General features: G+C 41.1%; 16 protein-coding genes. 10 read left to right on the plus strand and 6 right to left on the minus strand.

Going from position 1 to position 14775, the window contains the following annotated elements:
• A complete protein-coding gene (locus tag ACFO0S_RS13770) occupies window positions 1–975 on the minus strand; it encodes a 4-hydroxy-3-methylbut-2-enyl diphosphate reductase (protein ID WP_378142672.1) in 975 nt (324 codons plus the stop codon).
• 69 nt (window positions 976–1044) lie between these two features.
• Entirely contained in the window at window positions 1045–1278 is a 234-nt protein-coding gene (locus tag ACFO0S_RS13775; protein ID WP_378142673.1) for a hypothetical protein, read from the minus strand.
• 94 nt (window positions 1279–1372) lie between these two features.
• Here ACFO0S_RS13775 and ACFO0S_RS13780 point away from each other — a divergent pair, with 94 nt between their 5' ends.
• From ACFO0S_RS13780 to ACFO0S_RS13800, 5 genes are all read left to right on the plus strand, one after another.
• Window positions 1373–2671 (plus strand): DEAD/DEAH box helicase, encoded by a 1299-nt coding sequence (locus ACFO0S_RS13780; protein WP_378142674.1) that lies wholly within the window; start codon window positions 1373–1375, stop codon window positions 2669–2671.
• Between the two features lie 11 nt (window positions 2672–2682).
• The gene (locus tag ACFO0S_RS13785) at window positions 2683–3573 is read left to right on the plus strand and encodes a deoxyribonuclease IV (protein WP_378142675.1); all 891 of its coding nucleotides are present in this window, start codon (window positions 2683–2685) and stop codon (window positions 3571–3573) included.
• Between the two features lie 133 nt (window positions 3574–3706).
• Entirely contained in the window at window positions 3707–4471 is a 765-nt protein-coding gene (locus tag ACFO0S_RS13790; RefSeq protein ID WP_378142676.1) for a metal ABC transporter ATP-binding protein, read from the plus strand.
• A complete protein-coding gene (locus ACFO0S_RS13795; RefSeq protein ID WP_378142677.1) occupies window positions 4468–5310 on the plus strand; it encodes a metal ABC transporter permease in 843 nt (280 codons plus the stop codon). The genes ACFO0S_RS13790 and ACFO0S_RS13795 overlap by 4 nt, the downstream gene beginning before the upstream one ends.
• Complete coding sequence (locus ACFO0S_RS13800; protein ID WP_378142678.1) at window positions 5307–5717, plus strand: Fur family transcriptional regulator; 411 nt, start codon at window positions 5307–5309, stop codon at window positions 5715–5717. The genes ACFO0S_RS13795 and ACFO0S_RS13800 overlap by 4 nt, the downstream gene beginning before the upstream one ends.
• 25 nt (window positions 5718–5742) lie before the next feature.
• On the opposite strand, the gene ACFO0S_RS13805 is transcribed toward ACFO0S_RS13800, so the two are convergent.
• The 4 genes from ACFO0S_RS13805 to ACFO0S_RS13820 all read right to left on the minus strand — a co-directional run bounded on the left by ACFO0S_RS13805 (window position 5743) and on the right by ACFO0S_RS13820 (window position 8337).
• Window positions 5743–6309 carry a 5' nucleotidase, NT5C type gene (locus tag ACFO0S_RS13805; RefSeq protein WP_378142679.1) on the minus strand — a complete coding sequence of 189 codons (567 nt, stop codon included), beginning with the start codon at window positions 6307–6309 and terminating at the stop codon, window positions 5743–5745.
• Entirely contained in the window at window positions 6309–7430 is a 1122-nt protein-coding gene (ispG, locus tag ACFO0S_RS13810) for a flavodoxin-dependent (E)-4-hydroxy-3-methylbut-2-enyl-diphosphate synthase (protein ID WP_378142680.1), read from the minus strand. Before ispG ends, ACFO0S_RS13805 begins: the two co-directional genes overlap by 1 nt.
• Window positions 7431–7507: 77 nt before the next feature.
• Complete coding sequence (locus tag ACFO0S_RS13815; protein ID WP_378142681.1) at window positions 7508–7786, minus strand: hypothetical protein; 279 nt, start codon at window positions 7784–7786, stop codon at window positions 7508–7510.
• Window positions 7787–7833: 47 nt separating this feature from the next.
• Window positions 7834–8337 carry a DUF1189 family protein gene (locus ACFO0S_RS13820; protein WP_378142682.1) on the minus strand — a complete coding sequence of 168 codons (504 nt, stop codon included), beginning with the start codon at window positions 8335–8337 and terminating at the stop codon, window positions 7834–7836.
• Between the two features lie 158 nt (window positions 8338–8495).
• Between ACFO0S_RS13820 and ACFO0S_RS13825 the strand changes: the two genes are divergently transcribed.
• From ACFO0S_RS13825 to ACFO0S_RS13845, 5 genes are all read left to right on the plus strand, one after another.
• Window positions 8496–10127 (plus strand): Na/Pi cotransporter family protein, encoded by a 1632-nt coding sequence (locus ACFO0S_RS13825; RefSeq protein ID WP_378142683.1) that lies wholly within the window; start codon window positions 8496–8498, stop codon window positions 10125–10127.
• Window positions 10127–10606, plus strand: coding sequence for a DUF456 domain-containing protein (locus ACFO0S_RS13830; RefSeq protein ID WP_378142684.1), 480 nt, complete (start codon window positions 10127–10129; stop codon window positions 10604–10606). Before ACFO0S_RS13825 ends, ACFO0S_RS13830 begins: the two co-directional genes overlap by 1 nt.
• A 114-nt stretch (window positions 10607–10720) precedes the next feature.
• Window positions 10721–11329, plus strand: coding sequence for a superoxide dismutase (locus ACFO0S_RS13835; RefSeq protein WP_378142685.1), 609 nt, complete (start codon window positions 10721–10723; stop codon window positions 11327–11329).
• 113 nt (window positions 11330–11442) lie between these two features.
• Window positions 11443–13662 carry a peptidoglycan D,D-transpeptidase FtsI family protein gene (locus tag ACFO0S_RS13840; protein WP_378142686.1) on the plus strand — a complete coding sequence of 740 codons (2220 nt, stop codon included), beginning with the start codon at window positions 11443–11445 and terminating at the stop codon, window positions 13660–13662.
• A 130-nt stretch (window positions 13663–13792) separates the two neighbouring features.
• Window positions 13793–14749, plus strand: coding sequence for a PstS family phosphate ABC transporter substrate-binding protein (locus tag ACFO0S_RS13845; RefSeq protein ID WP_378142687.1), 957 nt, complete (start codon window positions 13793–13795; stop codon window positions 14747–14749).
• Window positions 14750–14775: the final 26 nt, after the last annotated feature.

Consider the following 14775-nt stretch of genomic DNA (forward strand, 5'->3'; position numbering starts at 1 on the left):
TTATTGAGCATACGGTTCGATACGTACAACTGGTTTCGGGATTTTAATTTTTGGAAGAATCTTATCGTTTGTTACTTTTTTCGTTGTATCATGTGTTGCCGGATCATTTCGGTCAAACGCTTCGAGGAAGTTAATCACTTCTTTAACAATTGGTGTTGGTGTAGATGCACCTGCTGTTACAGAAACCGTTTCAACGCCTTCGAGCCATTCCAATTTCAATTCGGATAAATCCCCGATTCGGTAAGATGGTGTAGACGCAATTTCCTCCGAAACTTGCGTGAGGCGATTCGAATTGTTACTCATCGGGTCACCTACAACAATCAAGAGGTCGGTGTCTCCGACTTGTTCTGCCACAGCTTCTTGTCGAACTTGAGTAGCAAGACAAATTTCTTTATGAACTTCAATTGTTGGGAACTTGGCTTCAAGAGCTTGCATCAAGTTGACAACATCCCACTGAGACATCGTCGTTTGATTCGTCACAAGTAACTTGTCATTAGTCAAAGTCAGTTGATCGACATCTTCTAGTTTTTCAATTAAATGCACGTGGTCAGGGGCGACACCGATTGCACCCTCCGGCTCCGGATGTCCCTTTTTCCCGATGTAAAGAATGTCATAGCCTTCTGCTGTTTTTTCTGCAATTAAATCATGGGTTACCGTCACGTCAGGACACGTGGCATCGATTGAGACGAGACCTTTTTGACGAGCGAGTTCTCTCACTTGTGGAGAAACTCCGTGTGCTGTAAAAATGACGGTTCCCGATTCGACTTGTTGTAGGATTTCTAAACGATTTGGTCCATCCAATGTAATAATGCCATCCTCTTCAAAAGCATCTGTCACATGTTTGTTATGAACGATCATTCCTAGTATATAAATCGGACGAGGTAGACTTGTGTCCATCGCCGCATTGCGCGCTATGACCATGGCGTCCACTACGCCGTAACAGTATCCGCGTGGTGATATTTTTTTAACTTTCATAGTGAAACTCCTTTCACAACTCATACTATCTACATTATAACGAAGGAAGTGATTCGGAGCAAAGTATAGCTATTTTGGCGTAAATACGGTAGAATCACGAGAGTGTGTATTTTTTCGTTCCTGCTGAACTGGACTAGAGAATCCTTGTAGCAGGCTAGCCATCATCGAAAACTGTTGAAGCAACGGACTTAACTGCTTGAGTAGAGGCGCAAGATCATTTGCGACTTGTAGCCATTCACGCAGATTGTCTGTTTTTTTAATGGAGGGAGTTTGAGTAAAGGGATAAAATTCTCTGTATTTCATGGGCCACTCCTTTCATACGTAGTATATGAAAAGTCTAGGAAGACGTTAAAGGCATGTTACAATAAAGCAAAGCAATCTGATAGGAGTGACTTCTATGTCCAAATTTAGTGATTACAATTTTCAACCTTTCGTTATGGACGCCATTAACGAGTTGAATTTCCAAAAACCAACACCCATTCAACAACGCATGATTCCTTTAATAATGAAAGGGAAAAGCGCAATTGGGCAATCTCATACAGGAACAGGGAAAACACATAGTTTTCTATTACCTATTGTTGAGAAAATTGATCCGGAAAAACAAGAGCTTCAAGCGATTATTACTTCGCCAACGCGTGAACTGGCGACTCAAATTCATAAAGCATTACAACAGTTAATTGAGCATTCCGATATTCAGTCGAAGTTATTTATCGGTGGAACGGATAAAGCCCGTTCGATTGCAAAATTGTCTACACAACCTCACATCGTCGTGGGGACACCAGGTCGTATTAAAGACCTTATGGTGGAAGGTGCTCTTCATGTCCATACAGCAAATACGTTGGTTATTGATGAAGCAGATCTTGCATTCGATTTAGGATTTATCACAGATATCGACCAGTTTGCCGGAAAGATGCCAGAGGACTTAAATATGTATGTCTTCTCAGCAACCATCCCAGAAAAACTACAACCATTCTTAAAAAAATATATGTCTTCTCCAGAACACGTTCATATTGGTGACAAACGCCCCGTAGCTGAAGGAATTGAATTCTTTGCAGTGCCTGTTCGCGGAAAGTCGAAGAAAAATCGTCTCATCGAAGTATTAAAAGGAATCAACCCGTACTTAGCCATTATTTTTGTTAACACAAAATCCTTTGCTGATGAAGTAGCCAAGCATTTAAATGAAAATGGATTCAAGGTTGGCCTTCTTCACGGTAACCTAGCACCTCGTGACCGCAAGCGTATGATGCAGGCTGTTCACGACTTGGAATATCAATATATTGTGGCGACAGACCTTGCTGCTCGTGGGATCGACATTCCAGGTGTGAGTCATGTCATTAATCTCGAAATTCCAGATGATCTAGAATTCTTCGTTCACCGCGTTGGACGTACGGCCCGTGCAGGTCTTGATGGCCAAGCAATTGCTCTGTACCAACCGGAAGATGAAGATGCACTTGTTCGCATTGAAAAAATGGGCATCACATTTAAGCATATGGATGTAAAAGACGGTGAATGGTCTGAACTGAAAGACCGTCACGCACGTAAAAACCGTCCAAAGCAAGAGAATGAAATTGATGCGAAAGCAAAAGCGCTCGTCCGGAAGCCTAAAAAAGTGAAACCGGGCTATAAACGCAACATGAAATGGGAAATGGATAAAGTAAAGAAACGGGAGCGTAAAATTCGCAATCGTAAGCGCTAGGAGGAAGTAGAGTGTTAATTGGTTCACATGTATCAATGAATGGCAAGAAAATGCTGCTTGGTGCCAGTGAAGAAGCACTGAGCTACGGCTCAACAACATTTATGATTTATACAGGAGCTCCGCAAAATACCCGACGTAAACCGATAGAAGAGCTTAATATCGAAGAAGGGGTAAAGCATATGCAAGCGAATGGATTATCGCATATCGTTGTCCACGCGCCGTATATTATCAATCTTGGAAATACCACCAAGCCAGAAACATTCGAGCTTGGTGTGGAATTCTTACAAAAAGAAATTGAAAGAACCTATGCTCTTGGTGCTAAACAAATTGTTCTTCATCCGGGTGCCCATGTAGGTGCAGGTAGTGAAGCCGGGATCGCTCGTATTGTAGAAGGTCTTAACCGAGTACTTGAAAATAAAAGTGAGGTTCAAATTGCGCTAGAGACGATGGCAGGAAAAGGGTCAGAGGTAGGCCATAGCTTTGAAGAACTTGCGATGATTATGGATGGGGTCACACACAACGAACGCTTATCTGTTTGTATGGACACGTGTCACGTACATGATGCCGGTTATGCAATCAAGGAAGACTTTGATGGTGTACTTGAGGAGTTTGACCGAATTGTAGGTCTTGATCGACTCAAAGTTGTTCATGTCAATGATTCTAAAAACATTCAAGGAGCGCGCAAAGACCGCCATGCGAATATCGGTCATGGAGAGATTGGTTTTGACGCCTTATCATACATCGTCCATCATCCGCAATTAGCGGCTCTTCCCAAAATCTTAGAGACACCTTTTGTCGGCCCAGACGCCAAAAATAAACGTGCCCCCTATGCAATTGAAATCGAGATGCTACGTAATAAAGTATTTCATGAAGCCGCTCTTGAGGAATTACTAACTGTATAAATAGATTATAAGACCATGTAGCTTCATCGGCTTCATGGTCTTTTAGTTTCATTTAATTTACAATGAGAGAAAAATCCCTTATACTAATTCAAGTGTAAATCGGAATCATTATTATTAGAGAGAAGGGTCGTATATGACTCCTTATATTGAATTGAAAAATGTAAATTATTTTTATGAAAAAACAGAAGCTTTAAAAGATGTATCGTTAACAGTGAATGAAGGAGACTTTTTAGCTATCATCGGACCGAACGGGTCAGGAAAATCGACACTGATGAAATTGATATTAGGTCTTCTTAAACCGATGCAAGGCGAGGTCTATTTATTCGGAAAACCCGTGAGTGAATTTAAGGATAGGGCTTGTATTGGGTATGTTTCACAAAAGTCAAATAGCTTCAATAGCGGGTTTCCTGCTACGGTGTTTGAAGTCGTGAGAAGTGGGCTGGCAAAGAAAACAGGTTTATTTCACAGATATCCGAAAGACGCGGAACAACAAGTAAAAGCCGCATTGATATCTGTTGGCATGCAAGCCTATATAAATCGACCGATCAGCGCTCTATCTGGAGGTCAGCAGCAACGTGTATTTATTGCACGCGCGCTTATTAGCAAGCCTAAAATACTACTTCTTGATGAGCCAACAGTAGGGATTGACCAACAAAATATGCAATCATTTTATCGCATGTTGACACATTTGAATACACATCATGACATTACCATCCTCTTAATTACACATGACGTCGATGCCGTTTCAAAAAGTATCAGTCATGTAGCTTGTTTAAACCGCACAATTCATTTCCATGGGTATCAGCAAGAATTGGAACAATTACCGGATCAACAATTGGAGGAATGGTATGGTCACCCTGTTCGCCGTGTGATGCATAAGGGAGGGGACAGGTCATGATTGAAGCAATCTTAACGTATGACTTTTTGAGACAGGCCTTTATTTCAGGCATTCTGATTGGTATCATTGCGCCATTACTCGGCTTGTTCATTGTCGTTCGAAGACTGTCCCTTATTGCGGATGCATTGAGTCATGTTACACTTGCGGGAATTGCGGGGAGTCTATTGATCAGTCAAAGCGTACCAGCTTTTGCAGCGCTCAACCCACTTTATTTAGGTATGGCATCCGCCGTAGCAGGATCTACTCTAATTGAAAAATTACGCAATTTATATAAACATTACGAAGAACTGGCGATTCCCATTATCATGTCTGCAGGTCTCGGTCTTGCAGCCCTCTTTATCTCATTAGCTGATGGGTTCCGCACAGATTTGTTCTCTTATTTGTTTGGGTCAGTCTCTGCCGTCAGTTTTCAAGATATGATGGTGGTCGTGGTAGTAACAGTCATTGTGATTCTTTTTTTAGTGGCATTCTTTAAAGAATTATTTGTGTTATCGTTTGATGGGGAATATGCGACGGCGACAGGACTTCCTGCTCGTACAGTCCATTTCTTATTTATGATTGTAACTGCGCTTGTCATTGCGGCATCGATGCGAATCGTTGGGATATTACTTGTTTCTTCATTGATGACTCTTCCAGTTGCAGCCGCTATGCGTTTAGCCAAGAGTTTCCGACAAGCGCTGTTCTGGTCCTTGGCCTTTGGACAAACATCTGTCATCATTGGACTTGTCACGGCATTTTATTTAGACCTCGCTCCAGGAGCTACCATTGTCTTAACATCGATTGTTATCTTGCTCATCGTCATTGGGTATGTATCTAGGAAACGGAGGAAGATTCTATGAATAATACAAAAGCATGGATTGTCTTAAAGGAAAATGGGTTTAAACGAACCGACAAACGAGAACGGCTCGTTGAATTGTTGACACAAACGGATAAATATGTGACAGCTAAAGACGTAGCGAACGAGTTGCGTCAAGAATTTCCATCAATGAGTTTTGATACGATCTACCGAAACCTACATACATTTGTAGAGCTTGGTATATTAGAAGAGACAGAGTTGTCTGGAGAGAAGCATTTCCGTATGCACTGTGATGTAGACCATCATCATCACCATTTTATTTGTATGTCGTGCGGAGAAACCAAACAAATTTCAATATGTCCGATTAATACAATTCAAAATGAAATTCCGGGTTATCAAATTGAAAATCATAAGCTTGAAGTTTACGGGAAATGTCCCGCGTGTGCATAAAAAAGACTTGGCCAGTGGCCAAGTCTTATTTTATTGGAAAGTGATGACGAATCCATTCGTCTGCTTCTCTCCAGTTGTGAACACGTATAACTTGTTTTGGTACAGGTTGACGATTATACGGAGTATCGAAGAGCAAGACAGGAATATCAAGTTCTTCTCCAATTTCCACCGCATTGTCATGTTTATCTTCAAAGAAAGCCTGAACATTATGCGTTCGCGCTGTTTCGACTTTATTATGACTACCAATGAGTTCAATGTGATCGTAGTGGAGCTCTTGTTCTAAAAACCACTGAAGGGTCACGTCCGAAACGTTTTCGCCTCGAGCAGAAATAAAATATAGTTCATGATACTGTTTCCATTCATCTAAAACACGTTTGGCATGTTCTTGGATGGGAGAAGAAGCATAAATCACAGACTCCTGTTCTTTGAACCAACGATAGAAACGTTCGCTTTCCACTGGAAAGGCTGCAGTTAGATCATATTCTTTGATGTCATCTAAAACCAGTTCCGTTTGAAACGCTTTATTGATATGAGGAAGAAGGGAAGTCGGGCTTGTTACAGTGCCATCAATATCAATGCCGAACCGAGCCATTACGCTTCCAGCCGTTCTGCGTTTTGCTTTTCTTCTTCTTGTTTTGCGAAATATTCCGCTGCAATTTTATCAATTTCGATTTTTAACTCCTCAACCATCGTTTCTTCTGGCACTTTACGCACAGTTTTCCCTTTGCGGAAGAGAAGACCCTCCCCACGAGCCCCAGCGATTCCAATATCTGCTTCACGTGCTTCACCAGGACCGTTTACTGCACAGCCTAGCACAGCTACTTTAATTGGAGCTTTGATTGTGGAAATGTATTCTTCTACTTCATTTGCAATGGTAATCAAGTCAATCTCAATACGTCCGCAAGTAGGACATGAAATAAGAGTCGCTGCATTTGAAGAAAGACCGAAGACTTTTAATAATTCCCGCGCCACTTTTACTTCTTCAACTGGGTCAGCGGAGAGAGATACTCGAAGAGTGTTTCCGATCCCCATGCTGAGAAGTGTTCCTAGACCTGCAGCACTTTTGATTGAGCCGGCGAACAGGGTACCTGACTCGGTAATTCCTAAATGAAGAGGATAATCAAATGCCTTCGAGGCTAAACGGTAAGCTTCAATTGCTAGATTGACATCCGAAGCCTTCATGGAAACGATGATGTCATGAAAATCTAAGTCTTCAAGAATTTTGATATGATGTAAAGCACTTTCTACCATACCTTCAGCAGTAGGATAGCCATATTTTTCTAATATTTTTCGCTCAAGTGAACCGGCATTTACTCCAATTCGAATGGGAATGCCTTTTGCTTTAGCCGCATTTACGACAGCTTCCACTTTTTCACGACGACCAATATTTCCTGGATTGATACGGATTTTATCCGCTCCTTGTTCGATGGCTATTAAAGCTAATTTATAATCAAAATGGATGTCGACAACGAGAGGAATATTGATTCGCTCTTTTATTGCTCCGATTGAATAAGCTGCACGCTCGTCCGGACAAGCCACACGAACCACTTGGCAACCTGCTTCTTCTAATCGTAGGATTTCTGCGACCGTTGCTTCGACATCATGTGTTTTTGTAGTGGTCATACTTTGAATAAATAACTCATTGCTTCCACCAATTGTTATATCTCCGACACGTACAGGACGTGTATTTGAACGATGGATCATTTCAGACATTTTTTTCGCTCCTTTTATTGTTGCGCTTCACTTCATTCTACCAATGTACCAGATGGAAAGACAAGAAGGAAGCTTATTCAGCAGGCAGAGTCCCATACTGGATAAACGATAAAGGATGAAGAGAGGTTGCTTGGTGGGTTAAGTTGTTCCACTAGATGTAACCACTCCGGATACGTTAAGGGTACTTCTCTTTCATTATACAAGCTTTCGAGTGAGACATCAGGTGCAGATGATGAGAGAGAGTACTCTTCTTTATTTTGGCAGGTGGATGTAGCAGGGGGGGATGATGTGATCCAGTCTGCTTTAATGCCATATAGTAATAAACAGATAAAAAATGATGCCAGTACAAATCGCATAAGAAAACCTCCTTGCAGCAATATATGCAAGGAGGCAGACTCTATGACTATTTTTGAAGTTTAGGATAGTAACGTAACGCAAGGCAGACCAAAACGAACGTTAACATATAGGTTAGCCAGGTGATATATGTCATACTCGGAAATAGAAAGTAACTGACTACCTGAATTAAAAAAGACCACGTATTGGCAAAAAGAGTTGTACGCCATAAAAACCGATAATCTGCTCGCCGTTTTAGTAAAGGTGCAATGAAGAAACCTGCAGCTGCGATTACGCTCAAAGTAAGAAAAATAACAAGTGTCTGCACGACTAATAAAAATAAAAATGCAAAAGGGTATAGCAGCCAACTGATTTCATTAAAATAGTCGAGTACACCTTCTAATTGCGCTGCACTCTCGCCAATACCATTTGCAAATTGATAGAAACCAAGAATCGTAAATAAAAGAATAAAGAAAAAAATATACTGCATTGTTTTACCCATCGGCATCAAGCGGAATGCAGCGTGTTTTTTACTGGAGATCAGGCTATTTTTAAAAATCTGTAAATGGGACATAAACGACGCTTCCTTTCGCTATGTATTGTAGCATGATGAAAATCCGACAAACAAATATTAAGATATTGTAAATTTACAATGATTTCTCTTTACAATACGTTTATACTTTAAGCATAATAGGTGACGTGTGAAAAAATTGTATGGGAGTTGACCTTTACGTGGAATTAAACTGGCAGGAAATGCTGTTCACATTCTTTGGTGGGTTAGGTATTTTCTTATTTTCAATAAAATTTATGGGAGAGGGCCTTCAAAAGTCAGCTGGTGATAAGCTTCGTGATATTTTGGACCGTTTTACTACGAATCCGTTTATGGGTGTACTGGTCGGGATTATTGTTACCATCCTAATTCAGTCATCATCAGGAACTACAGTTCTCGTCGTAGGACTTGTAAGTGCTGGCTTTATGACACTTCGTCAAGCGATTGGGGTCATTATGGGTGCCAATATCGGAACGACTGTCACAGCCTTTATTATTGGATTTGACGTTGGGGCTTATGCATTGCCAATTATGGCGCTTGGTGCATTTGCTATTTTCTTCTTTAAAAATGTACGTATTCATAATATTGGGGAAGTTATTTTTGGATTCGGTGGACTTTTCCTAGGGTTAGAGCTCATGGGAGACGGGATGAAACCGCTTCGTGAAGTGCAAGCCTTTACCGATCTAACACTTGAGATGAGTACTAACTCTATACTAGGTGTCGTCGCTGGTGTTGTCTTTACAGTCATTGTTCAAAGTTCAAGTGCAACAATCGGAATTTTGCAGCAGCTATATGCTGAAAATTTAGTAACACTTGATGCAGCGCTACCAGTTCTATTTGGAGATAACATTGGTACGACTATTACTGCTGTTCTTGCTTCTCTTGGTGCATCTATTGTTGCCCGTCGTGCAGCGGCTGTTCACGTCCTCTTTAATTTAGTAGGAACAATGATTTTCTTGCTTTTCTTAGTGCCATTTGAAGCCTATGTTTCATGGCTCACTGGTATTTTAGGTCTTGAAGAAAAAATGCAAATTGCTTTTGCCCATGGTTCATTTAATGTAGCCAATACGATCATACAGTTCCCACTAATTGGTGTATGGGCATATCTTGTAACCAAATTGATTCCAGGTGAAGAACTTTCTATTGAATATAAACCAAAACATTTGGATGAAAACTTTATTGAACAATCTCCTTCCATTGCCATAGGTCAAGCGAAAGAAGAAATTCTGCGCATGGGGAACATGAGTGTTCAAGGATTAGAATTAACATATAGCTATTTAAAAAATCGGACGAAACGTGATGCGGAGTTAACGTTACAAATTGAAGAAGCATTAAATAACTTAGATCACAAAATCACTGATTATTTAGTGAAGATTTCGTCTCAGTCGCTATCACCGCAAGATTCAACGCGTCACAATATGTTGATGAACACGGTACGTGACATTGAGCGCATTGGAGATCACTTCGAGAACATCATTGAATTGATTCAGTATCAAGAGTCCCATAAACTGGTTCTAACAGATGATGCAATTGAGGACGTATCTGAGATGTTCGAGTTGACCATTGATACGGTAATGAAAGCAATGAAAGCTCTTGATGAGAACTCGGCTGAAATTGCACGTGAAGTGGCAGAACAAGAAAACATTATCGATAAGATGGAACGCAAATTCCGTAAAAATCATATTAATCGTTTAAATGAAGGCCGTTGTACAGGTCAGGCAGGGATTATGTTTGTTGATATCCTAAGTAACTTAGAGCGTATAGGCGATCACTCTGTGAACATCGCTGAAGCTGTTTTAGGGAAGCGTGTATAATGGAGATTCTTGCGTGGATCCTCATCGGACTCAGCTTTGCAGTTGCATTTGTCGGTCTAGTGTATCCGATTATTCCTTCTGTGGTTTTCTTAGTGCTAGGATATATCCTATATGGGGTGTTCTTCAGCTTTAATGAACTCACTTGGTTATTTTGGGTCATCCAAATCTTATTTGTTGTTCTGATTTTCAGTGCAGACATGCTAGCAAACGCAGCAAGTGTCAAACGATTCGGAGGAACAAAGCCTGGGCTCTACGGAAGTACGATTGGTTTGCTTATTGGACCATTTGTAATTCCTGTTGCAGGAATCATTCTTGGTCCGTTCCTTGGGGCATTTCTCGCTGAACTTCTTATCAGCCGGAAAAAGCCTAAAGATGCGTTCCGAGCAGGAATTGGATCGTTTGTCGGTCTGATTACATCCAGTATTGTGAAAGCAATCTTGTTTGTCATCATGATTATCATTTTCTTTTTCTTTATCTAACTTCAGACTTTAGCCTGAAATATGAAAAATTAAATAGTTTTTATTTGATTGCCATTGTCTTCTTTGCTAATGTAAATAGTGGATAAACTACTAGTACCTTAGGAGGAAATGACAATGGCATTTGAATTACCAAAATTACCTTATGAGTATGACGCACTAGAACCACATATCGACAAAGAAACGATGAACATTCACCACACGAAACACCACAATACGTATATCACGAATGTGAACAACGCTTTAGAAGGTCACGCAGATCTTTCTTCTAAATCTGTGGAAGAGTTAATTGCGAACCTAGATGCAGTTCCGGAAGATATCCGTACGGCTGTTCGTAACAACGGTGGCGGTCACGCAAACCACTCTTTATTCTGGGAAATCCTATCACCTAATGGTGGAGGACAACCAACTGGCGAATTAGCAGAAGCAATCGACAGCAAGTTTGGAAGCTTTGATGCATTTAAAGAAGAATTTGCAAAAGCTGCTACAACTCGATTCGGTTCAGGTTGGGCATGGCTTTCTGTATCAAATGGAGAATTAGAAGTGTCTTCTACTCCAAACCAAGACTCTCCAATCATGGAAGGTAAAACGCCACTTCTTGGTCTTGACGTTTGGGAGCATGCGTACTACTTAAACTATCAAAACCGTCGTCCAGATTACATTTCTTCTTTCTGGAATGTTGTTAACTGGGATGAAGTGTCTCAACGTTACGCTTCAGCAAAATAAGTTTAAATCAGATCCTGCAGAGTCTTCTGCAGGATTTTTTGATTCAAATTGTTCATATCAGGGAACTAAACTTCTCCTTCTGTCGTGTTATACTTAAGGGCGAGGTGCACGTGATGAAAAAAATAACGACACAACGAACAAGAACGAGCAAAGCGAAACAACGCGCTCATTTAACTTTCCGAATGAATGTCCTATTCTTAACGATATTTATTTTATTTACGATGTTAATCTTCCGCCTTGGATATCTCCAGATTGTTAAAGGCGAGGAGTATACAAGTTTACTAGCGCGTACAGAAGAAGTCCCCGTAAATACGAGCGTACCGAGAGGTCGTATTTTTGATACGGAAGGTCGAATCTTAGTCGATAACAAAGCAGAACGAGCAATTACATACACGAAAATGCAAACAACCAAAGCAGAAGAAATGTGGACAATTGCTGAACAACTGGCTCTGTTGATTGAGAAAGACGACAAAAGCATCACGAAAAGTGATCTTCAGGATTATTGGTTACGTAAGAACAGCGAGAATATCTATGTGAATGTTTCCGAAGAAGAGCGAAAAGCGATACAAGATAATGATGAACTTACAAATTCAGAAAAAACCTCTCAGATTAACCGGTTAATTCGTGAGGCGATTCCACAAGAAGACTTAGACAGTTTTTCAAAAGAAGACCGAGAGATCATTGCCATTTACCGTGAGATGGCATCAGGTTATGCATTATCTCCTCAGATTATTAAGGGTGAAGATGTTACAGCCGAGGAATTTGCACGTGTTTCTGAACGTCTTGGTGAGTTAAAAGGGGTCAATACGACAACGGACTGGAGAAGGGTTCGGAATTCGAATTTAGCCATTCTTGGAACGACTACGCTACCTAAGGAAGGAATTCCGAGGTCTTCGTTAAATCACTATCTAGCTCGCGACTATTCACGCAATGATCGAGTAGGTCGAAGTTATGTGGAACAGCAGTATGAAGAAATTCTTCAAGGTCAAAAATCTGTTGTAAAGAACATCACAGATGGAAAAGGGCGAGTTATCGATACACAAACCGTATATGAAGGAGATCCTGGAAAAGATATTGTCCTTTCCATCGATACCGAAGTACAAGCTCGACTAGAAGAGGTCGTCACAAACCGGCTTCTAGAAATGAAACGAGATGTAGGTACGCAACACCTCGACCGAATGTTCTTCACGCTCATGGACCCCAACACAGGGGAGATTATCGCGATGGTCGGTAAAATCCTTCGTCGGGATGCAGAGACTCAGGAATTTGCACGTGATCCAGAGACAGGTAGCTATATTGTGGATGATTATGCGTTCGGCACATTTACAACAGCATATGAGGCCGGTTCGACAGTGAAAGCCGGAACACTATTAACGGGGTACCGTGAAAATGCCATCAATGTAGGAGATTCTAAAGTAGATGAACCTATCTTTATCGCACAAGATCGACCGAAGTCATCTGTATTTAACCGATCAGGTCGAATTCCAATGAATGACTTAACAGCCCTAGAGCGGTCTTCAAACGTATATATGTTTAAAACAGCCTTTACATTGGCAGGCGAGACCTATCAACCGAGAGAAAGTGTGAATTTTAATTTTGATGCGTTTGATAAACTTCGTAACGGGTATGCCCAACTTGGGCTAGGGGTACCGACTGGTATTGATCTCCCTGGAGAAGTTGCCGGTTATAGTGATCCCACGCAAGATTCAGCAGGAAAACTTCTTGACTTAAGTATCGGCCAGTATGATACCTATACACCGCTTCAGTTGACACAATTTATTTCAACTATTGCGAATGGTGGAAAGCGATTAAAACCTCATGTTGTCAAAGAAATCCGTGAACCTTCAGAAAGCGGTGAACGCCTTGGTGCGCTTTCTATGGAAGTAAAACCGCAAGTGTTAAATGTGTTGGAGAACACGCAGCGTGAGATCAATCACGTACGCGAAGGGATGCGCCGAGTGTATCAAGGCTCCCAGGGAACGGCACGCGGAGCTTTCAATGGTTTTAAATATAATGGTGCTGGAAAAACTGGAACGGCAGAAACATTCGCCTACGATCCTGTCCGAAAGCGCATGTTTGAAACTGTGACACTCACACATGTAGGATTTGCTCCATTTGATAACCCGAGTATAGCCTATTCGACCCTCATTCCATGGGCGTCAACCCGAGATGACTACACAACGAATAGTTCAACTCCCCTTACGAGGGAACTTGTCGATGCCTATTTTGAGATTCTGGAGAAACGTAGAGCGGAACAGATTGAAGAAGATTTACATCCTACTATCAAACCTTCTTTAAACCAACTACAAGTCGATGAAGAAGATGAACAATAATTAGACAGCTGCCTCCGGGTAGCTGTTTTTGCGTTTACAAAACCTTTACATTGCTTTCATAAAGGCTCAATAAAGTCCTTGTATAGTTAGCAATGTAAGAAAAAACAAACTCTGTAGGGGGACACACCTGATGAAGAACTGGAAATACTTTATGGGAACAGCAATGCTTGGATCTGCACTTATTTTAGGAGCGTGTGGAGACGAAGCTTCGGAATCAGCAGAAGGTACAGATACAACAGATACTGGTAGTGAAGAAGCAGTCGTTGAAGGTTCAGTAGTAGGAGATGGTTCATCAACAGTAGCGCCAATCCTAGAAGCACTAGTTGAAGAATATTCTGCACAAAGTGAAGTACAAGTAACAGTTGGTGTATCAGGAACAGGTGGAGGATTTGAGAAATTTATCGCAGGAACTACAGACTTCTCAAACGCATCTCGTCCAATCAAAGAAGAAGAAGCAGCAGAATTAGAAGCAGCAGGAATTGACTTTACAGAATTCCTACTTGCTTATGACGGATTAACGGTAGTAGTAAACAGTGAAAATGACTGGGCATCTGATTTAACTGTAGAAGACTTGAAGAAGATTTGGGTAGAAGATGGCACAACAAAAATGTGGTCAGATATCAACCCTGAATGGCCTGAAGAAGAAATCGTGTTCTATTCACCTGGTACAGACTCAGGTACTTACGATTACTTCAATGAAGTTATCTTAGAAGATGCTGACATGGTTTCAGCTGCAACTCTTTCTGAAGACGATAACATACTTGTACAAGGTGTACAAGGTGACGTCAATGCAATTGGATTCTTCGGGTATGCGCACTACCTAGCGAACCAAGATACAATTTCTGCAGTGAGCATTGAGGGCATTGAGCCAAACAACGAAACAATTGAATCTGGTGAATATTCACCACTATCACGCCCACTCTACACATATGTGAGCAACGCAGCTATTGCTGAAAATCCAGCAGTATATGACTTTATGAAATATGTGATTGAAAATGCAGGAGAAATGGCTGAGGCTGTTGGGTATGTATCTGCACCACAAGAAGAGTATGACGCAGATATGGAAGCACTTGAAGCTTTAAAATAATCACTGTTTATACGTGAAGAACAAGA

The sequence above is a fragment of the Chryseomicrobium palamuruense genome (assembly GCF_042649045.1).
In the GTDB taxonomy this organism is placed as follows: domain Bacteria; phylum Bacillota; class Bacilli; order Bacillales_A; family Planococcaceae; genus Chryseomicrobium; species Chryseomicrobium palamuruense.